Below are 20,762 nucleotides of genomic sequence, written 5' to 3'. Positions count from 1 at the left end.
TCTCTCCGAGACGTGCCAAGGAATCGTGATACGGGGCAGACGAGGACGTCTGCCGCCCACGGACAAGCAAAGGGCAGGTCCGTCTTCGAACCTGCCCTGAGATAATCAAAATTAAACGTTCTCCCTACGGTGCCATGCCGTCCCAACCGGTCAGGCGAGCCATCAGCCACCAGAAAGCCTTCCCCTTGCGATAGCAGTTGAAGCAATGTGAATGTGCACAACTGCAGGTTTCGCAGGAGAACGACTCACACCAGTCGTAGCACCAGTTACAGGCATCGGTTTCATCGGGGTAGTAAGTGCCGTTCGGGTCATAGCTCTCGATGTCGGCGAAGTCGAATAATATCTTGTTGTTCGCCTCGCAATAGGCGCGGATCTGATTGTTGCGGGCATATAGATTGCCGTCCACGCCGGTGCCGTCGAGGTGCCCGGTCATATAGACGAACGTTACATTCGGATAAGCTAGTTCAAGAGCGTTCATCGCGTTCAGATAGACGTTAATTCCGTTCTCGCTGTTCTCCGAGGCTCCGCCGCACCAGGACCACATAACCATGTTGCATTCGCTGTGGCTGTCCAAATAAGACCGCGTCGGCAGCACCCAGGAAGTATCGCTGTCATAGCCGAGATCATCGCTGTACTCCTGTATGTACGGCTGGTGAAAAATAGTATCCTCGGAATATAGCAGGTCAAGACCGGTCATAACCTGCCCGCCGTGAGAGGTGTGGCCGTAAAAGACATGCCAGGTCGAACGAGCCTCGCGGACAACCGTGTCGGGAATCAAAGCGAAGTCATCGGCGCTGAGATGGTTGGACAGATAGGTTGTGTCGTGCCGGGCGGTATCGGCCGGATTGGTGCTGGAGGAGGGATTGTCGTCATCGTCACCACAGCCGACAGGCCAGATTGCCAGCAACGCCAGACCGCAAAAGGCTAAACAGAGAATCTTATTGGTGTTCATGGACATACTCCTCTCAGGGCGTTGGGGACAGTGCTGCTTCTGTTACAATTATCGGCAGGCAGACCGGTCGTACCTTAGATCGATCTCAAGAAATTAGAGTGTTTTGCGATGACTCGAGAAATGTCTACGAAGTCGTCTTAACCGCAGCCTTACCGTACTGACGCCAGGACAGTCGAATTACTCCCACCGAAAGCACCAGCAACACAATATCAGTCGCAATGAGAATAAATTTGCCGTCCGGGATATATTCATAAAACAGCTTATAGATCAGGGCTGCGATGGTCGTTACGAGCATCACCACCGCCGGTATCAATGTAAACCAGCTCTTGCGTCCGGCCCGATGTAACCAGACCGATACCGCGATCAAAGTAATGGCCGCCAGTAATTGGTTGGTTGATCCGAACACCGGCCAGATGGCTTTGTAGCCGCCGCTGTAGGCAATGGAAAACATCAACACAACCGCCAGTCCGGAGTTGAACCAGAACGTCTTCATGAACCAGGGTGTTTCGTCAAACAGGTTGTTCCACAACTCCTCGAACAGGTAGCGATTGAGGCGCACGGCCGAATCGAGCGTCGTTATCAGGAAACCCTCGACGATTAAAATCCCCATCACCGATCCAAACGCCATCGAAATGCCTAATGTGTTGTGCATCAGATGCCCCATCGAGAGCGCAAATGCCAAAATCGGATTGCCGCTTGCTCCCTCAGGCCAGGCAATCGCGATGTATTCGCTAAAATCCAGCGATGACCCAATAACGACCAGTACCAGTACCGCCAGGAGGCTTTCGAGAAGCATCCCGCCGTAGCCGACCGTCAGAGCCTGTGATTCTTTGGCCAGTTGCTTCGATGAAGTCCCGCCGGAAACCAGGGCATGAAATCCCGAAATCGCTCCACAGGCGATGGTGATAAACAGGAACGGCCAGACCGGTCCCATTTTGGCTGAACCGACTGCTATATTCGACACCGGCGCATTGACGGTCAATCCGTTGAATCCGCCGATTACTACCCCCAGGATCATTGCTATCATACCGGCGTAGAGAATCTGGACGTTCACGAAATCGCGTGGTTGTAAAATCAGCCACACGGGAGCTTCACACGAGAAAAAGGTGTAAATCGAGATGACGATCATCCAGACCACCGGGGCCAGCGAAAGCGGCATTCTGAAACCGGCCCAGATCGACACGATACAAATCGCGGCCGCGAACAAAAACGCCACCGGCGTGGGCAGGTTCTTTTTTGTAACCAGAAAACCCAGCAGGGGAGCGAGAGCCGTGATGACGATCACCGACGATGAGGCGATACCGCCGATAATTCCGAACGTCTGGCCGTCCTTGACCATCGTGCGCAGCATCGTTTGCGACTGATCCAGGCCGAGGCTGTCGAGCGGGTAGAGCGAAGTCAAAGAAACTGCCGTCAACGACAGGAACGCTGCTGTAACCAGAACGATCAACATGATCGTGAAGATAATGAAGAGAGTAAAACCCGAAGGTCCCAGTGATTTTCGTGCGATTTCAGCCATGCTCGAACCGCGTTCGCGAATAGACGAAAACAGCGCCGAGAAGTCATGCACCGCGCCGAAAAATATCGCTCCCAGCACTACCCACAACCAGGCCGGACCGACACCGTAGAGAATACCCAGGGTTGGTCCGACAATCGGGCCTGCGCCGGCGATGGTCGAATAATGATGGGCGAACAGCACCGATGGTCGTGTTGGGACAAAATCCTTGCCGTCGTTGATTTCGACCGCCGGTGTCGGACGGTCGTCTTTTTCGCCGAAAGATCTCGCTATGAATTTGCCGTAGAAGCGGAAAGCGAGGGCATAAGCGATTAAAGCCAGAAGAAAATAGACGAGTACATTCATCGAAGACCCCATATCCCGTTGATTGTCCTCGACAATCTATGCCTCGATCATGACCGCCGAAAGGTTTTTTTCAACACGCCCGAAAGCGGGAACACATCTTCATTTTTTTCGGTGCCCACCCCTCGGGTGGGAAGTGGGCGGCAGATGTCCGGTGCCCCACCCCTCGGGTGGGAAGTTTGCAAACGTTAACAGGAGTCGAAACTTCGCTTCGCGATCCGCCTTCGGCGGACAGGAGTTTCGACCTACAATTTGTATCGATTTTTGTGCCCACCCCTCGGGTGGGAAGTGGGCGGCAGATGTCCTCATCTGCCCCATATCATTATTATTCGGCACGTCTCGGGGAGACGTGCCCTACAATGTCAGGTTGCAAGCGACCTGACCTAACCTGATTGCCGGGGCGACATGAGACGCTAAAATATCTGGTAGGAGACCTCCTTATCAACGTTCCTGCCGGTGAGTCTCATATTTTGCGATAAAATGCGTCTTGTATCAGGTCCGGATGGTCGGAAGGCTTGCGGCGCGGATTGGAATTGAGTATTTTAGACCAGCAATTCAGAAACGCTACAACTTGCGGAGAGAGTCATGTCTGCGAATAAAATTCCCCCGGCACCCACTTGGGACCTCGATTCCATATTCCCCGGTGGCAGTACTTCACCCGAATTCAAGAAACACCGCGAGAAAACCGACCGCTCACTCAAGCGAGCTGAGAAGCTATTCTCCGATCTGCCGGACCTTAAAAACCAGGACGCCGTCACGCGTTGGGCCGATATGATCGAGTTGCTTCAGTCACTCGAGGAGAATATCCAACTGATCGAGGCCCTGGCCGGCTGTCTTGTTTGTCAAAACGTCGATGATACCCCGGCTCATGCCATTGCGGCCGAAGGCGATGTGTTCGCTACGCGCTGGAAGAAACTGCTTTCACAACTCGAAGCGGTATCTTTACGTCAGAGCGACACCAACTGGAAAAAACTCATGACCGAGCCGCGTATGAGCGGAATCGTTTTCTATCTCGATGAACTGCGTACTATCGCTCGCTCGAAGCTGCCGCTCGAACAGGAACAATTGGCGCTCGATCTTGCCGTGGACGGTCTCCATGCCTGGAACCGGCTTTACGACAAAACGGCCGGCGACATAAAAGTGGATTTCAAGGTCGGCAAGAAGACCGAGAAAATTTCCATGGGGCAAATCGCCACCAAGATGTCCGATGCCGACCGCGCCGTGCGGCAGCAGGCGTTCGAGAAAATGTACGAAGGCTGGAAGCCCTACATTAACCAGACGGCCATGATGCTGAACGCTATTGCCGGCTTCCGGCTGACGCTGCACACCAAACGCGGCTGGGAGTCACCGCTGGTCGAGGCTCTTCAAATAGGCCGTTTGAAGAAAAAGACACTCGATACCATGTGGCGGGTGGTGGCTGAGGTAACGCCGCAACTCAAGCCATACATAGATGCCAAGAAGCGACTCCTCGGAATCGATAAATTCTCCTGGTACGACCAGTTCGCACCCTGCGGTAAAGCCGACAAGCTCTACAGCTTCGAAGATGCCGGCAACCTGATTGTCGATCACGCCCGAGGCTTCTCGGACGACATGGCGGATTTTTTCCGCATGGCTCTGGACAAGCGCTGGGTCGAGGCTGAGAACCGTCCCGGTAAAGCCGGCGGCGGCTGGTGTGCCGGTATGGGACCGGTCAAGGAGTCGCGTATTTTCATGACCTATTCCGGGACGTTCGAGAATTTACTCACCCTCTCGCACGAACTGGGACACGCTTATCATCATCATGTTCTGAAAGATCACCCGGCTTTCGCGGGCGGCTATCCCATGTGTCTGGCCGAAACCGCCTCGATCTTTTCCGAGACGCTCACTATGGATGCCGCTCTGAAACAGACCACCGAGCCGATGGAAAGAATCCTGTTGATCGAACAGAAGCTCCAGGCCGCCTATACCATGTTCTGTGATTTGCACTGCCGTTATCTCTTCGAGCGGGACCTTTACGAAGCCCGCCGCGAGGGGGTATCCGGTCCCGATAAGCTGAGTGAGATAATGACCTCGGCTCAGGAGCGGGCTTTTGGTTCACTGCTCGACAAGGACGGTTACCATCCGCAGTTCTGGGCCACCAAGCTGCACTTCTATTTGTCCGGTCTGCCTTATTACAATTTCCCGTACACGTTCGGTTTCCTTTTCGCAGGCGGCGTCTACGACCGGGCCCACAAGGAAGGCGCGGCGTTCGCCGATAAATACCGGGCGCTCCTGGCCGACACCGGCAGCATGACCTGCGAACAACTGGCTCGCAAACATCTCGGGGTTGACCTGACTCGCGAGGATTTCTGGCTCGATGCCTGCCGTCGCGCCGTGGCCGATGTCGATGAATTCGTGAAGCTGGTTAAGGAAATCAGCTAAGAGGTATGTCCTCAAGCGACATTAAGAACGACTCCACCGGTCTCTGGAAAGATGAAGTCAACCGGAGACTGGTGGAGCGATTCGCCGATGAGATCGCCGCTGTTTATAGCAAATTCTCTCGAGACAGTTTTATAGATGAGGTATTCGATAAGTCGTTTCAGACACTCGAACTCAAACAGCGTATTGATCGCATTGCCAATTGTCTGGGCTCTCGTCTCCCGCTCGATTTCAAACAAACGGCTGCGATTATTGTCAAACTGGCTCCAAAACTCCGAGGTTTCGGGAATTGGATTCTCACCCGTGTGGTCGAGGAAAGGGGGAGAGGGCATTTCGATCTGGGCATGAAAACTCTGAGGGAGCTAACCAAGCACGGTTCGAGCGAGTTTGCGGTCCGGTCGTTCGTCAAAGCTAATCCTGAACGCGCCCTGAAGATCATGACTCGCTGGGCCCGCGACAAGAACGAGCACGTCCGCCGTCTCGCCGCCGAGGGCTCCCGGCCGCGCGGTGTATGGGTGGCACATATAGAGGCCTTTCGCGAGGATCCGGGACCGGTGATCGAATTGATTGACCTGCTTCGCGATGATCCCTCGCTCTACGTGCGCAAGGCCGTGGCCAACAACCTCAACGACATCTCCCGCGACCATCCCGATCGGGCGATTGCAACTGCCCTGTGCTGGCAAAAAGACAATTCCCCGCGTACCGACTGGATCATCAAACACGGCTGTCGCACCCTGATAAAGACCGGCTATCCCCCGGTGTTTGAGCTGTTGGGATTCACTCCCAATCCCCGCGTTAAAGTAGAGCGCTTCGATTTATCTCCCGCCGATCCGATTATAGGAGCGAAAATCGGCCTGACTTTGATTCTGTCGTCTGCTGCGCGCAAGTCCCAGCGCATCGTTATCGATTACCGTGTGACTTATGCTCGCCCCAACGGTCGCAGCGGTCTCAAGGTATTCAAATGGTCGGAGAAAGAACTTCCCGCCGGGGGGAAGTTAGAACTGGTTACTTCGCTATCTCTCAGGGATCATTCCACGCGCAAACATCATCCCGGGAAGCATAAGATAGACCTGATGATTAACGGGGTGACGGCCGCTACGGCCGAGTTCACTACGCGAGGTCAAGGCTCTTAATCGTGTAGCCCGGGGGGCCCGTGCGATCCTCCGACTACCTGGAATTGTCAAAAGCCCCTTACGAAATAATCCGCTAGAGCTTTTTTATTCGCTCCAGCTTATCGATCAACTCCGCCGCCTCGCGTTTGGAGAGACCCTGTTCGACAAGTGCCTCTTCCGTAGTTTCAACCGCTGCAAGGGCCGGTTTAAGTACCGTTAATTCCTGAGCCGAAAACGACGCGGCGTTGAGAATGTAATCCTCGAACGCTTCATAAGCTAGCGGACAGACCGCTTTCACCATTTTGGTCATTACCTCGGCGTACAGCCGAATTTCCAACTGGGCATGTTTATCGAGTCGCAAGCGCAGGAAATGGAACAGGTTGTGCAGGTCGATTTTCCAATACCACTCAGTGTAAAGTGAAAGCGGCAGGTTGATCCGGGCCAGTTCGCGGGCGAGGCCGTCCTCGACCAGTTCATGATACCGAGCATAATTCGATCCCTGAGTCTGATTGAGCCAGTCGACGAACCTGGCTTTCAAACCGGCGGGAACTTCATCAAAGGTTCGGCCTTGTTTGTTGTCTTTCGCCTGGGAACCGATATGGGCTTCGTTCGGGATGTAAAATTCTTCTTTCATCACTGAATAACGGCCGCTTAACTCGTTGACGTTGGCGGTGCGATGGCGGATCCATTGCCGGGCGACAAAAATCGGGAGTTTGACATGAAATTTGAATTCGACCATCTCGAACGGCGAAGTATGCCGGTTGCGCATCAGGTAGCGAATCAAACCGCGATCCTGAGAAACCTTCTTGGTACCGGCTCCGTAACTCACGCGCGCCGCCTGAACGATGGCGGCATCGGAACCCATATAGTCAATCAGCCGGACAAAGCCGTGATCGAGGACATTGAATTGCTTATCGATTAAGGCGTCGGCTTTTTTTATTCTATCGTTAGCCACTGTTTTCCTCCGTGAAAAGACGATCCGGGTCGAATATAAGGCGCGACGACTCTGATTTCCAAAGGATTTCGAACCGGCATGAGATTCGATACTCAATTTGTGACGATGGTTGTTTCTGCCGCAACTTTTACATATCTTAGCCGTTCAGATTAGGAGTGTGATAAAGGAATCCTGTACATAGACTAAGGAGCAAACATGTCCGCACAAGACAGCTATAAAAAACTGATCGAGAGCATTCGCGAAATCGCCGTACTGGCTTCGGCTGCGGGAGTGCTTGGCTGGGATGAGCGCACCCACATGCCGCCCGAAGGCGCCCAGATACGCGCCGACCAGCTTTCTCTCCTTTCCGGCCTGGTGCACGAGCGCTTCACCGATCCCAAAATCGGTGATCTTCTTGCCGAACTGGAGCAGTCCGAACTCATGAAGGACAGCGGCAGCATCGAAGCCGCCAATATCCGCGAAACCCGCTACGACTACGATAAGGCAACCAAGCTGCCCAAGGATCTGGTCGAGGAAATGTCGAAGACGACCACCCTTGCTCAGAGTGAATGGGTTCGCGCGCGAGCCGCCAATAATTTCAAAGCCTTCCAGCCCTGGCTTGAAAAGGTTCTGAATCTTACCATTCGCAAAGCCGAGGCTTTTGGCTACGAAGGTGAGCCCTACAACGCGCTGCTCGACAACTACGAGAAGGGTATGACTGTCGATGTCGTCGCCGATACCTTTGAGGGACTTCGTAAGGAGCTGGTCGAACTGCTCGGGAAAATCAAAGACGCCCCGAAACGCCCCGATGTTTCGATTGTCGAGCGTGATTATGATGTCAATCTCCAGCGGGTTTTCGGTGAGTCCGTAGCTCAGGCGATGGGGTACAGCTTCACCGCCGGTCGCCTTGATATAACGACCCACCCGTTCTGTACCGGTCTGGGCCCCGGCGACACCCGCATCACTACTCGCTACAATCCGAAACGGCTCAACGATGCCCTGTTCGGTATTATGCACGAGGCCGGTCACGGGCTGTATGAAATGGGTTTGAACAAGAAGGACTATTTCGGTCTTCCGGCCGGCGAATCGGCTTCACTGGGGGTGCATGAATCGCAGTCCCGGATGTGGGAAAACCAGATTGGTCGTTCTTTGCCGTTCTGGCGCTATTTCTTCCCGCAGGCGCAAAGGATTTTCAGGGACAGTCTCAGCGGTGTCAAGATCGAGGATTTTTACGCTGCGATCAACAACGTCACCCCCTCTTTCATTCGCGTCGAGGCGGACGAGGCTACATACAACCTGCATATTCTTTTGCGCTTCGAACTGGAACGGGCGATGATCCGGGGCGATCTCAAACCGGCCGATGTTTCGAGTGAATGGAACAGTCGTTTCAAGAAATACTTCGGCATCGAAATCGATTCCGACAGCAACGGTTGTCTCCAGGATGTCCATTGGTCGAGTGGTCTTATCGGTTATTTCCCGACCTACAGCCTGGGCAATCTGATGTCGGCTCAGTTCTTCGCCAAGGCTCTCGAAGATATGCCCGACCTGTACGAGCAATTCGAGCGGGGCGAGCTTCTCAAACTGCGCGAATGGCTCCGGGTGAACATTCATCAGCACGGTACCCGCTATCGGGCGCCCGAGCTGTTGAAACGGGTTACCGGTCAGGAGCTGTCGTACAAACCGCTGGTTGACTATATGTACGCCAAGTACTCGGACATTTACGGATTCTAATCCGGGTATCATGGTTTTTATGGGGCCGGAGTCGATGACTCCGGCCCTTTCTTGTGAACGTGATTTTGTCCGAGAAGTCGTCTTCCCGATTAAATGGTTGCCAAGCCCGGTCTATCGCCTGCATTTTGTCGCTGAAAAAGGAAGCCGAGCCCAAAAAAAACGGAATCAGCGCGAGTTATGAGAATTGTCATTGTTGGCGGCGGTGTAGTTGGTTATTCGCTAGCCGATCATCTGCTTAGAGATAAACATCATCTGTCACTGGTCGAGTTGGACGCCAATCTCTGCCGTGAGATCTCGGAGAAATTAGACCTTCAGATCATTAACGGATCGGGGAGTTCACCGGCGGTGCTCCATGAGGCAGGTCTTCCGGAAGCCGACATGGTGCTGGCCGTGACGCCGAACGACGAGGTTAACATGGTCGTGTGCGCCATTGCGGCTCAATATGAGGTTCCCCGCCGTATCGCTCGTATTCGCAACCGCGAGTTCAACAACGACAGCGCCTCACTCAGCAAAATCGGTATCACCTCCGTGATTCACCCTGAGAAAGTTCTGGTGGACAACATCCTCCAGTTTGTCGAGACACCCCATGCCGTCGAGTCGGCTGATTTTGAAGAAGGCCGGATTTTACTTCGCGGTTACCGCGTCCGCGAGAATATGGAGATTGCCGGTAAAACTCCGCTGCAAATCAGACAGGAAATAAATCCGCATATCGTTTTGTTTGCCGCTCTCGTCAGAGCCGGGGAAGGGATGATCCCCGACGGCTCCACCGAGATTCTTCCCGGCGATATCGTTTATTCGCTTTTCCCGCGCGAATCATTGCCGCGCTTCCTGCAGATGATGGGTTTCGAACACAAAAAGCGCCGCAAGATAGTCGTCAGTGGTGATTCCTATGCCACGGCCGAACTGGCTCTGGCTCTCGATAAGACCGACAATAATGTCATTCTGGTCGATCCCAATCTCAAACATGCCGAAGAAATAGCCGCCCAGTTCGAAACGGTCCAGGTCATCCACGGCGATTGTACCCAGGCCGACATTCTCCGTGAAATCAACATCGAGTCTGCTTCCTTTTTCATCGCCAGCTCCAACGCCGCCGAATACAACATGCTCTCGACCCTGCTGGCTAAAGTCGAGGGGGCTCACGAGGTAATTGCCACCACCACCGACAACCAGCACGATGCTCTTTTCCATTCGATCGGTATTGACCATGTTCTCAATCCTCGTCTTACCACCGCTCGCGAAATTCTGGAAATCATCTCACGCGGACAGATCGGAGCGGTTGTGAGGCTGCATGATGTTGATATCGAGGCGGTCCGGTTCAACGTCAGCCCAACCAGCGATGTCGCCGGCATGCAAATCCGTAAGCTGGCATCGAAACTCAAGCGTGGGTCTATTGTGGGCATCATCGTACGCCAGGACCGAATGATCCTTCCGGGCGGCGACACCGTAATCGAAGCCGACGACCATGTCATTATGATCACCCGTCATAAAAACCTGGGGGCGATCTCGAAACTCTTCAAGGCTCGGGGATGATCCATGCATAAGACCGCAGTGGCGCTGGCCACAGGCAAGCTCATGCAGGTTATGGGACTGGTTTTGATTGTCCCGCTTGCCATCGCTTTCTACGATGACCGGTCTCTTGGTCTGTTGCAGGCGTTCGGCCGTCCGGAGACACTCGGATTCGTGATCGCCATCGCTTTCTCGCTGATTTTCGGAACGGCTGTCGCCTGGCTGTTCCGGAGCGCCCGTGAATTGCAGGGTACCAAAGAGGGCTATGCCGTGGTGACGATCGGCTGGATGATGCTTACACTCATTTCATCAATTCCGTTCTGCCTCTATTTTATGGAAGTCCGGCCGCCCGACAGCAACGGTTTCATGCTGGCCTTTACCGATTCTTTTTTCGAAGTCATGTCCGGCTTTACCACTACCGGCGCCTCGATTCTGACCGACATCGAGGCCGTCCCGCGCTCGCTTCTGTTTTTACGTGCGTTGACCCACTGGCTTGGCGGCATGGGGATCATCACTCTCGCTCTGGCGATCTTCCCGGCCATGGGTGTTTCCGGTTACCAAATGTTTCGCGGCGAAGTCCCCGGTCCCTCCAAAGATAAACTCGGTCCACGTCTGACCCATACCGCCTCGATTCTCTGGGGTGTTTATTGTCTGCTTACCGCCGTAGAGACAGGGCTGCTCATGATTGCCGGAATGGACTGGTTTGAGGCGATCTGTCATTCGTTCGCGACTATGGCCACCGGGGGATTTTCCACCCGTAACGCTTCTGTCGCCGGCTTCGAGTCCGACTGGATCACCTGGATTATCAGTCTCTTCATGTTTCTTGCCGGGGTAAATTTCGTACTGCATTTCAAGGCTCTCCGGGGTGATATCCGCGCTATGACCGACAACCGTGAATTTCGTTTCTACACCGGGGTGATCCTGGTCGCGATCGTTCTGGTCTCGGCTGTTTTGTACTTCGGCGGACCGAAACCGGTCAAGGAGGCCTCCGATCACTGGCGGCACCACCAACTGACCGCCGAGGAGTTTATTGATCATCACCAATTACACGCGTCTAAATATACGACTGTTTACGGTACGGTCCGTGAGGCGACTTTTCAGGTTCTCTCCATCACTACTACCACTGGTTTTGCCACTACCGATTTCGACATCTGGCCGGATTTCCTTCGTATTCTCATGATCGTGCTGATGTTCTTCGGCGGCTGTGCCGGTTCTACGGGTGGCGGCATGAAGATGATTCGTATCATGGTAGTGTTCAAGATGGCCATAAACGAACTGCGCAAGCTGACCTTCCCGCGTCTGGTGGCTCCCTTGAAGATCGGATCGAGCGCAGTCGATGACAAGATGTCAATCAACATAGTTTCCTTCTCGATTTTGTTTGTCGGTCTATTCGCCCTGGTCGCTATCCTGATGACCCTTTTCGTGCCTGATTTGACCACCGCCGTAGCAGCCTCGATCGCCACCATCGGAAACATCGGCCCTGGTTTGTCCGGTGTCGGAGCGGTTGAGAATTACTCCTGGATTCCGATCCCCGGGAAATGGATCCTGGTGGTTTCGATGCTCCTTGGTCGCCTCGAAATTTTCACGGTCCTGATCGTCCTCAGACCGGCCACCTGGCGTAAATAAAGAAAAGGCGCAGGGACAAGCAGTGCGAAAAAAGCGATAGATTTCCGTCTCGGCGCGTATAAACTGATCGAGGAACCCAGGAGACCATGCGAGAGCTTTTCCCGATTATATTCTCCACTATTGCCATTCTGGTTGTGGGTGGTTTGCAGGTGCTGTTGCTTTATGCCCTCAATCGGCCCTGGTGGCGACGGACCTGGATGCGGCGCTCATCCTGGTCGCTGCCCCTGGCCGGGATAGTTTTCGTAGCTCTCTGGGGTGTGGGAGCCTGGTTCTCGCTGACCTGGTTGTCGGATGCCGCTTCGCTGGCGGCAGTGCTGGTGTTCGTTCTCGAAGTGGCCCTTATGATCGCTCTGCCGATTTCCGGGATTCTCCATCTGACCGATTCCCTTGCTGATTTCATCGCACGCAGGATTAAAACCGCTGTCCCGGACAAACTCAACACCAACCGGCGTGCTTTTCTCAGAACTACGGCGTTGATCCTTCCGGCCGCAACTGTCGGGATGTCGGTCACCGGTGTCGCCCAGGCTCTCGGTTCGGTGAAAGTTTACGAGGAACCTCTCGCTTTTGCTACACTGCCGCCGCCGCTTGCGGGTCTCCGGTTGCTGCATCTTTCCGACATTCATCTGGGACACTATGTCAATCTCCACACCTTGGAACAGGTCCTGACCGAGGCCGAGCAGTTCCAACCGGATCTGGTGCTTGTCTCGGGGGATGTCTCCGATGAACTCGAAATGCTCCCCGAGGCTCTTCGGATGTTCGACGGTCTGCACCCGCGTTTCGGCGTTTATGCTACTCTCGGCAATCACGAGTATTTCCGAGGGGTAAAAAAAGTCATTCGCATTTTCGATGCCTCCCCGGTACCGCTCTTGATCAATCAGACTGTCATGGTCAACGCCAATAATGTCCCGCTGGCGATCGCGGGACTCGATGATCCCCGCTCGATGAGCAATGTCGGAGAGAGTTTCTTCGTCGATTCTCTGGTGCAGACTCTGGATGGAGTCCCCGAGGGAACATTCACGATTCTGATGAGCCATCGCCCTTACGTCTTCGAACCGGCGGCACGCCTAGGTGTCGATCTCACACTGGCCGGTCACACCCACGGTGGTCAGATAGGCTTCGCGGGACGTTCTGTCTTCGAACGTTTCTTCGGAGGAAGCTATCTCTGGGGGCATTATCGTATCGGTGATAACCGGCTTTTCACCTCGGCCGGAGTCGGTCATTGGTTCCCGTTCCGGCTCGGTTGCCCTGCCGAAGCACCGGTGTTCCGACTGGAGCGCCCCGATCTTATCTAGCCCGTTTGACATTGTCTCTTTTTCATAGACAAAATGACTTCATAAAAACTTTTTTTTGTTGCAATAGAGTTTCAAACTCCGGTAGATTTCGCTCGGTTGGATCGGGACGCGTAGCTCATTCTTGATTTGATTTGTCTATAGATTGCCTAACGAAGACAAAAGAGTACATAATAAAACTAACCAACGACCTAATGTTACAAAGGAGCACATGATGCCCGTAGCGAAGAAGAAGGCGCCGGCCAAGAAGAAGGCCGCTCCGAAGAAGACCACGGCCAAGAAGGCTGCCCCGAAGAAGACCACGGCTAAGAAGGCTGCACCGAAGAAGAAGGTCACGACCAAGAAGGTCGCGCCGAAGAAGACCACGGTTAAGAAGGCTGCTCCGAAGAAGGCCGCTCCGAAGAAGAAGGCCGCTGCGAAGAAGCCGGCTGCCAAGAAGGCCGCTCCCAAGAAAAAGGCCGCTGCGAAGAAGCCTGCTGCGAAAAAAGCCGCGCCTAAGAAAAAGACAGCGTCTAAACGTAAGCCGAATCCGGCTTTTATGCGTCCGATGGAGCTGTCTGCTGACCTGGGCGCTATCGTAGGCACTAAGGCAATCCCGCGCACTGAAGTCACCAAGAAGCTCTGGGAATACATCAAGAAGAACGGGCTTCAGGATACGGCTAACAAGCGCATGATCAATGCCGACGAAAAGCTGAAGAAAATCTTCGGCGGCAAGAAGCAGGTCTCAATGTTTGAGATGACCAAGCTGGTCTCCAAGCATATGAAATAGGCGAGACCCATTTTAGGTCCGGACCGCCACACGCCGGACTGTTGACGTCATAGAACGACACCGTGAAAGGCTGGAGCACCCGCTCCAGCCTTCGTTTTTGTATCCCATTTGTTGTATCCATCGTATCGGGTACGAAATCCCGGAGCACGCAGTAAAATCATGATCTTGCGTAGCGAGCGGCTTCGTGTCGCTCGTGTTACTATTGTGTTTTCTCGAAACTCCGGGCGTACACCTTTTTCAACCATCCCGACGAAGTGGGTCACAGAGCCTGGAGGATAAGGCCTTTGAGATACTGAGTCTCCGGCATAGCCTGGAGGACAGGGTGGTCGACGGCCTGGGTCAGGGAGCTAATGATGCGGAACCTCCGGCCCGAACTGCGAGCGGCCTGAAAAAGAATTTTGGAGAACTGATCGATATTGAGATTCTGCGAGCAGCTAAAAGTAGCCAGAATTCCCTCGGGCGCCAACAAACGCGCGGCAAGGCGATTGATGTCGCGATAGCCGGCCATTCCGGTTTTAAGACGGCTTTTTGATTTGATAAAGGCCGGCGGATCGAGGATGACCAGGTCGAACCGCTCCTTGCGCTCATTCAGGTCGCGAAGGATGTCAAGGCAATTGCCCTGCCGTGTGGAAACGATTTTCTCGACACCGTTCAAGCGAGCGTTATCGTTCAGGATGTCGAGAGCGGGGGATGAGCGGTCGACCGCGAGCACTTCGGTGGCGCCTCCGAAAGCGCAGTTGATCGAGAATCCGCCGGTGAAACTGAAACAATCGAGCACGCGTCGATTCCGAGCGAGCCGGCGTACGGCAGCGCGGGCATCACGTTGATCGAAGAAAAAGCCGGTTTTCTGTCCCTGCATGGTATCCACGATAAAACGCGCACCGGCTTCCTCGATAACCACCATATCCGGTACGGTTCCAGCCACAACGGAAGTGGCCTCGACAGGCAGGCCTTCGAGTTCGCGAAAAGGAGAGTCACATCGCAGAACGATGCCCGCGGGCTGGAAAACCCGATGGAGTGCCTCGATAATCCGGCTTCGCAGTCGTTCCATACCGAGAGTGAGCAGTTGTACAACTAGAATGTTCTCGTATTTGTCGACGATCAGACCGGGAAGAAAATCACTTTCAGAATAGACGGTGCGAAATGAACGCAACGAATCCAGCATCTCTTCGCGGTAGCGTAGAGCGCGACGCAGGCGTTGCTCGATAAAAGCGGTGTCGATTTCCTCGTGATGTGAGGTCAGCAGGCGGGCGGCAATGAGGGTATGGCGATTGTAATAGGCACATCCTAAAAAACCGCCTCGGGAGTCGGTCACATCGACAATCTCGCCCGAACCGGGAGCCTCTTCTACCCGCGCGATTTCGTTACTGAAAACCCAGAGATGACCGGTGCGAATTCGGTAGTCTTCTTTGGGCTTGAGGACAAGTCTGCTCATCTTCCGTCCTGACAGGAGTTATCGGACGCAGCAAAGTACAGTGTTGCGACTACGGTGTCAAGCCGGAGTGGCGGTGCGGTGTTCGCCGATCAGGAACGGTAGCGATCGATCACGGCCGTGCTGACCCAGTGCGCGCTCAGGCCGTTGGCAGTGTTGCTAAGAAAGAACAAGTATTTCCCATCGCGTGTTACGTTCGGCGCCGTCTCGTTGATTCCCGGTTTGTTGAGCTCGGTCATGGGACGAGCCAGGCCCCATTCACCGTTCGGCTTGCGGAAGCTGATGAACAGATCGGCGCCTTTGTCCTCCGAGGAAAAATCGACCCGTGAAAAGATGAGGTAGCTCTGGTCGGGTGCGATAAACGGTGCGTGTTCGTAGGTGGCTGCGTTGACGGTCGCCCCGAGGGCTTCGGGGACAGCCCAGGCGTCGTCAATAAAACTCGAGGAGAAAATATCTCCACCGCCTGAATTGAGCGAATGGAAATACAGATCGCCGTTGGCGGCCACGGATGTTTGCCAATGTACGCCCATCCGGTTGATATTGTTTCCTGCCGGCGTTGGTGTTCCCCAGCCATTCTCGTTTCGGTCGCTGAACCAGACATGTTCCCGGATGTTGTCGGCGATATTCATCGGTTCGGTCGATACAAAATAAAGGCGGATTCCATCGACCGACAGGATCGGGGCATCGGAGTTATCAAACCGATGGGGAAACTCGATGGGTGTCGGCGCCGTCCAATGGCCGTCGACCGTTCGTGAGCACAGCACATGTTCGTTGTTCATAGGCTTCCAGTAGACCTCGAGTCCATCGGGTGTGAAGACGGGACAACCGTGTAAATCGGGATCGATGAGTCCTTCGGCAAAGACCTGTGGGGTCGTTCCCGGTGGTGTTTGTCCGAGATAAGGACCGGTCAGATGTTGGAAATCTGGTTGTTGGGCGTGAACGGCAAGAGCCGTTAAAGTCAAGAGCAGGATGACGGGGCTGGTCGTTGTCATTTATACTCCCTGGTTGCTGAAGTTGCCGATAGGACGTTTGAGACGCCGTTTGGGTTTAACGATATCCGTTGATTCTTCCGGAGAGCAACCTGGCCGGAGAGCCACAAGCGGTCAAAAAAACATATATGATCCGGCGAGGTTGCTTCTTAATTTGAGGTCGTATGAAGTCGCCTTCGGTGAACAAGAAGCTGCTTCCGGTGCTGGCCGGGATGGTCTGGTCCGCGGTCGGGATTATGCTTTGCGTAGTAGCGGCGCATTGGCTGACGATGGAGGAGACGGCCTGGATTGTACCGGTGACGATCGGGGCGGCGGTCGGCTTAGTGGTTTATCGGTTCGGTTTTCTGAGGCTCGTGCGCAAAAACAAAATCCGACTCCTGACCCAGGCGACCGACCGTGAACGGGTATGTCTGTTCGCCTTCCAGAGTTGGCGTAGCTATTTGATTATCGTTATCATGGTGGTGATGGGCTACGGCCTTCGGCATTCTCCCATTTCCCGTCTTTACCTCTCGCCGATTTATCTGGCGATCGGGCTTGGTTTGTTTTTATCCAGTCTGCATTATTATTCTTCTAGTACCCAGGGTTGAGCTTGAACCGATGACGCCAATGGGGAGATTATGATTTTTGGATCGGCCCTGGTTTTCTGTATGAAAAACCGGGGCAAACTCCGGGCCGTTTGACCGATAAGTCGCGCTTCCAATGGCAATGGCTCAACCACTGTCTTTGTGAGGAGCTATGTGAAAAGGCAATCTCTCGGCCGAATTATCCACAATGCGAATTCGCACCTCCGCCCGAACCTGATAGATGTTTTCGGCTTACGGCGAAATGGGTTCGTTTTGCATATTTCGCATCTCGCGGGCGGCTGACCTCCCGGTCTGCTTCTCTACATCATGGGCTCACATCGGATTTTTCACAGAGCTTGTAGGGAATGTGAGGGGGGCTTGGAACCGTCGAACGGTGCGAGGAGCCCTGTAGGTCGAAACCCCTGGTCCCACGAGGCGGGACTCGCGAAGCGAGGTTTCGACAATCCCCTGAATACGGCCCCCCCGAGGTTCGACAAACCGTTGATCTTGTTTGCCCGACTTGCTACATTCCGCCGTGACCAATATCCGACGTTACAAAGGGAAAGAACAGGTTTACTTCTTGTCCCACGTTGTCGAGAAACGTAACCCAATCCTCGTTGACAATGCCGATCTGATCCACGCGGCGTGGCAGAAACTGTCCCGTGACGGGAAATGGCTTCTAATGGCATGGGCTATTCTCCCGGATCACGTTCATATGGTGGTCGATCCCCTCAATCACGACGTTTCCAGTCTGAGCCGTCGCTGGAAGCTCTCCTTTTCGTCGTTGTATCGCAAAAGGGTTGGTGTCAAGGCCGGTAAGGTGTGGCAGAACCGATTCTGGGACCACGTCATACGAGATCAAGAGGATCTGAACCGCCACTTCGACTACGTCCACTATAATGCCGTGAAGCACGGCCACGCCGATCGAGCTTCTGCCTGGCGGTACTCCTCATTCAAGATGTTTGTCGACCTTGGTGTTTACGACGAGACCTGGGGTGTGTCTGGGAGTATCGATCCAAAAGGAGATTTCGGGGAGTGAATTGAATGTCGAAACCTCGCTTCGCGACCCGCCTGCGGCGGGCAGGGGATTTCGACCTACAACGGGATCGGGCCGAGATTGTGGACACCAGCGGCCCCTTCGCTCGCCCCTCCAACTCCTCCACAAATCCTGCGCACAATCCTGTCTCAATCCTCCCAAAAGGAGATTTCGGGGAGTGAATTGAATGTCGAAACCTCGCTTTGCGACCCGCCTGCGGCGGGCAGGGGATTTCGACCTACAACGGGATCGGGCCGAGATTGTGGACACCAGCGGCCCCTTCGCTCGCCCCTCCACTTCCTTCACAAATCCTGCGCACAATCCTGTCTCAATCCTCTCTTGTATGAACAGGACAGCACCACAAACCTTGGAAATCAATCACCGAGCGGACCCCGCGGCCGCAATCACTACAGCTTCTGTTACCCCAAAACAAAAATACGCAAAACGAACCCAATTCTCTATAAGGGGAAGGGATATATACTGTTATGGAAAATTCGGATCCCCTTACGCGACGCTGCCAAAATGTGGATAAACTGCTTGCCAAACTAAAGCCAACCATTATATTTACAGGCTCCAGTGCGGCTGGACAGGTGGATAGGCTCCCAGGAGCTCCAGGTTGCCCAGACCGCGATGGAGAGGTCTGGCCAATAGTTGGCCGTTTTGTGTTGGATGAAATTTCGAGGAAACGATGTTTAGCTCGCTGTCTGAAAAACTGGATGTGGTCTTCAAGAAACTCCGAGGCGCCGGTCGCCTGACGGAGAAGAACATCCAGGACTCCATGCGCGAGGTCCGTCGCGCGCTCCTCGAAGCGGACGTCAATTACAAAGTCGCCAAAGACTTCATCAAGGCAGTCGAGGCCAAAGCGGTCGGCGTCGAAGTCCTTCAGTCGATCGACCCCGGTCAGCACGTGATCAAGATCGTCCACGACGAGCTGGTTGCGCTCCTCGGCGGCAAAGCCGAACCGCTGCATCCGATCGACAAGTCCCCCACGGTTTACGCCGTCTGCGGTCTTCAGGGCTCGGGTAAAACCACTCTGACCGCCAAGCTCGCTCTCTGGGCCAAGCGCAAAAACAAGAAGCCGATGGTGGTCGCCTGCGATATCTATCGCCCGGCCGCGGTCAAGCAGCTCAAGGTGCTGGCCGACCAGATCGACGTCCCGCATTTCCACGTCGAAAACACCAAGCCACCGGAAATCGCCCGTCAGGCGATCAAGTACGCCGAGAAGAATTTCATTGATCTGGTTCTGATCGACACCGCCGGACGGTTGCATATAGACGATGAGTTGATGAACGAATTGGAGGAGCTCAAGAAAGTGGCTCCTCCGGATGAACTGCTGCTTGTGGCCGATGCCATGACCGGTCAGGATGCGGTTAAAGTGGCCGATGAGTTCCACAAGCGTCTCTCCGTCACCGGGGTGGTGCTGTCGAAGCTCGACGGCGATGCCCGAGGCGGCGCGGCGCTGTCGATCCGTCATGTAACGGGCTGCCCGATCAAGATGGCCTCAGTGGGCGAAAAGCTCCCCGAGTTGGAGCCGTTCCATCCCGAGCGGATGGCATCGCGCATTCTCGGTATGGGGGATATCGTCTCGCTGGTCGAAAAGGCTCAGGAGACGATCGACGCCAAAGAGGCCGCGAAGATGCAGGAGAAGATTCTCAAGGCCAAATTCGACTTCGAGGATTTTCTGAGCCAGATGGAGCAGCTTAAAAAGATGGGTCCGCTCGAATCGCTGCTGGGTATGATCCCGGGCGCCGGTAAAATGCTCAAGGGAATCAAAGTGGATGAACGCGACATGGAGCGGATGGTGGCGATCATCAAGTCGATGACTGTCCAGGAGCGACGCAACCCGGTGATGATCGATGGATCCCGCAAACGCCGTATAGCGGCGGGGTCGGGGAACTCAGTCCAGTCGGTCAACCAGTTGCTCAAGCAGTTCTTTGCGATGCAAAAAATGTTTCAGAATATGAATAAAAAGAAGTTCCGAGGTCTTCCGAAAGGGCTCATGCCCTTCTGACCCGGACAGAAGTAACGGAGGATTTGTTGGCTGTACATGTAAGACTTCGCCGTATGGGAGCTAAGAAACGCCCGTTCTACCGGATCGTGGCGATCGATTCACGTCGCGCCCGTGACGGTAAGTATCTGGAGAATCTTGGCACCTATAATCCGATTACCAAGCCGGCCGAGATTCATGTCTTCGAAGACAAGCTGGTGAAATGGTTCAACGACGGCGCGCAGCCGTCGAACACGGTCCACGCGCTTTTGTCCCAGATCGGTTTTCTCACCAAATACGAGATGCTGAAGAAGGGACAGGATGTGTCGACGGTCGAAATCAAGACCACGATCAAAGAGCGTCCGAAGAAGACGCGTCAGATGAAGAAGGCGGCTCTGGCTAAAGCGGAAGCGGCGGCTAAGGAAGCTGAAGAAAAAGCCAAGGCGGCCGAAGCGGCGGCCAAGGCTAAGGAAGAAGCGGCCCAGGCGGCCGAGGCGCCGGCGGAAGAAGCCGGTGAAGCGGCGGCGGAAGGCTCCGGAGAGTAACGACCCGATTGCGGATAATCCACCGGCGTCGCAGGA

General features: G+C 54.5%; 16 protein-coding genes. 11 read left to right on the top strand and 5 right to left on the bottom strand.

The genetic code is table 11. From position 1 onward, the window contains the following. Positions 1-124: 124 nt before the first annotated feature. Together PLF13_13670 and PLF13_13665 are read right to left on the bottom strand one after the other, a co-directional pair. Entirely contained in the window at positions 125-952 is an 828-nt protein-coding gene (locus PLF13_13670; GenBank protein HOP08323.1) for a hypothetical protein, read from the bottom strand. Positions 953-1,076: 124 nt separating this feature from the next. After that, positions 1,077-2,813 carry a carbon starvation CstA family protein gene (locus PLF13_13665; GenBank protein ID HOP08322.1) on the bottom strand — a complete coding sequence of 579 codons (1,737 nt, stop codon included), beginning with the start codon at positions 2,811-2,813 and terminating at the stop codon, positions 1,077-1,079. 582 nt (positions 2,814-3,395) lie between these two features. Between PLF13_13665 and PLF13_13660 the strand changes: the two genes are divergently transcribed. Further along, positions 3,396-5,210, top strand: coding sequence for a M3 family oligoendopeptidase (locus PLF13_13660; GenBank protein HOP08321.1), 1,815 nt, complete (start codon positions 3,396-3,398; stop codon positions 5,208-5,210). A gap of 5 nt (positions 5,211-5,215) precedes the next feature. Continuing rightward, a complete protein-coding gene (locus PLF13_13655) occupies positions 5,216-6,340 on the top strand; it encodes a DNA alkylation repair protein (GenBank protein HOP08320.1) in 1,125 nt (374 codons plus the stop codon). A 73-nt stretch (positions 6,341-6,413) separates the two neighbouring features. Here the strand turns inward: PLF13_13655 and thyX are convergent, their stop codons facing one another. Further along, on the bottom strand, positions 6,414-7,274 hold the full coding sequence (gene thyX, locus PLF13_13650; GenBank protein ID HOP08319.1) for an FAD-dependent thymidylate synthase: 861 nt from the start codon (positions 7,272-7,274) through the stop codon (positions 6,414-6,416). 195 nt (positions 7,275-7,469) lie between these two features. On the opposite strand from thyX, the gene PLF13_13645 reads away from it, so the two are divergent. The 5 genes from PLF13_13645 to PLF13_13625 all read left to right on the top strand — a co-directional run bounded on the left by PLF13_13645 (position 7,470) and on the right by PLF13_13625 (position 14,174). Continuing rightward, positions 7,470-8,984, top strand: a complete 1,515-nt coding sequence (locus PLF13_13645) for a carboxypeptidase M32 (protein HOP08318.1) — start codon at positions 7,470-7,472, stop codon at positions 8,982-8,984. A 177-nt stretch (positions 8,985-9,161) separates the two neighbouring features. Further along, positions 9,162-10,514: a Trk system potassium transporter TrkA gene (trkA, locus tag PLF13_13640; GenBank protein HOP08317.1), complete on the top strand. Its 1,353-nt coding sequence runs from the start codon at positions 9,162-9,164 to the stop codon at positions 10,512-10,514. 3 nt (positions 10,515-10,517) lie between these two features. Continuing rightward, complete coding sequence (locus tag PLF13_13635; GenBank protein ID HOP08316.1) at positions 10,518-12,116, top strand: potassium transporter TrkG; 1,599 nt, start codon at positions 10,518-10,520, stop codon at positions 12,114-12,116. A gap of 86 nt (positions 12,117-12,202) precedes the next feature. Further along, entirely contained in the window at positions 12,203-13,408 is a 1,206-nt protein-coding gene (locus PLF13_13630) for a metallophosphoesterase (protein ID HOP08315.1), read from the top strand. 211 nt (positions 13,409-13,619) lie between these two features. Further along, the gene (locus PLF13_13625) at positions 13,620-14,174 is read left to right on the top strand and encodes an SWIB/MDM2 domain-containing protein (GenBank protein HOP08314.1); all 555 of its coding nucleotides are present in this window, start codon (positions 13,620-13,622) and stop codon (positions 14,172-14,174) included. Between the two features lie 259 nt (positions 14,175-14,433). Here the strand turns inward: PLF13_13625 and PLF13_13620 are convergent, their stop codons facing one another. Both PLF13_13620 and PLF13_13615 read right to left on the bottom strand, forming a co-directional pair. Beyond that, positions 14,434-15,609 (bottom strand): class I SAM-dependent rRNA methyltransferase, encoded by a 1,176-nt coding sequence (locus PLF13_13620; GenBank protein HOP08313.1) that lies wholly within the window; start codon positions 15,607-15,609, stop codon positions 14,434-14,436. Between the two features lie 89 nt (positions 15,610-15,698). Beyond that, the gene (locus PLF13_13615) at positions 15,699-16,598 is read right to left on the bottom strand and encodes a hypothetical protein (GenBank protein HOP08312.1); all 900 of its coding nucleotides are present in this window, start codon (positions 16,596-16,598) and stop codon (positions 15,699-15,701) included. A gap of 161 nt (positions 16,599-16,759) precedes the next feature. Here PLF13_13615 and PLF13_13610 point away from each other — a divergent pair, with 161 nt between their 5' ends. The 4 genes from PLF13_13610 to rpsP all read left to right on the top strand — a co-directional run bounded on the left by PLF13_13610 (position 16,760) and on the right by rpsP (position 20,726). After that, positions 16,760-17,182 carry a hypothetical protein gene (locus tag PLF13_13610; protein ID HOP08311.1) on the top strand — a complete coding sequence of 141 codons (423 nt, stop codon included), beginning with the start codon at positions 16,760-16,762 and terminating at the stop codon, positions 17,180-17,182. A gap of 556 nt (positions 17,183-17,738) precedes the next feature. Further along, on the top strand, positions 17,739-18,197 hold the full coding sequence (locus PLF13_13605; GenBank protein ID HOP08310.1) for a transposase: 459 nt from the start codon (positions 17,739-17,741) through the stop codon (positions 18,195-18,197). A 685-nt stretch (positions 18,198-18,882) separates the two neighbouring features. Beyond that, a complete protein-coding gene (gene ffh, locus PLF13_13600) occupies positions 18,883-20,205 on the top strand; it encodes a signal recognition particle protein (protein ID HOP08309.1) in 1,323 nt (440 codons plus the stop codon). Between the two features lie 26 nt (positions 20,206-20,231). Next, complete coding sequence (rpsP, locus tag PLF13_13595) at positions 20,232-20,726, top strand: 30S ribosomal protein S16 (protein HOP08308.1); 495 nt, start codon at positions 20,232-20,234, stop codon at positions 20,724-20,726. Positions 20,727-20,762 lie beyond the last annotated feature (36 nt).

The organism is Candidatus Zixiibacteriota bacterium (genome assembly GCA_035380245.1).
Classification (GTDB): domain Bacteria; phylum Zixibacteria; class MSB-5A5; order GN15; family FEB-12; genus DAOSXA01.
This window is presented reverse-complemented; position numbering and strand designations above follow the sequence as displayed.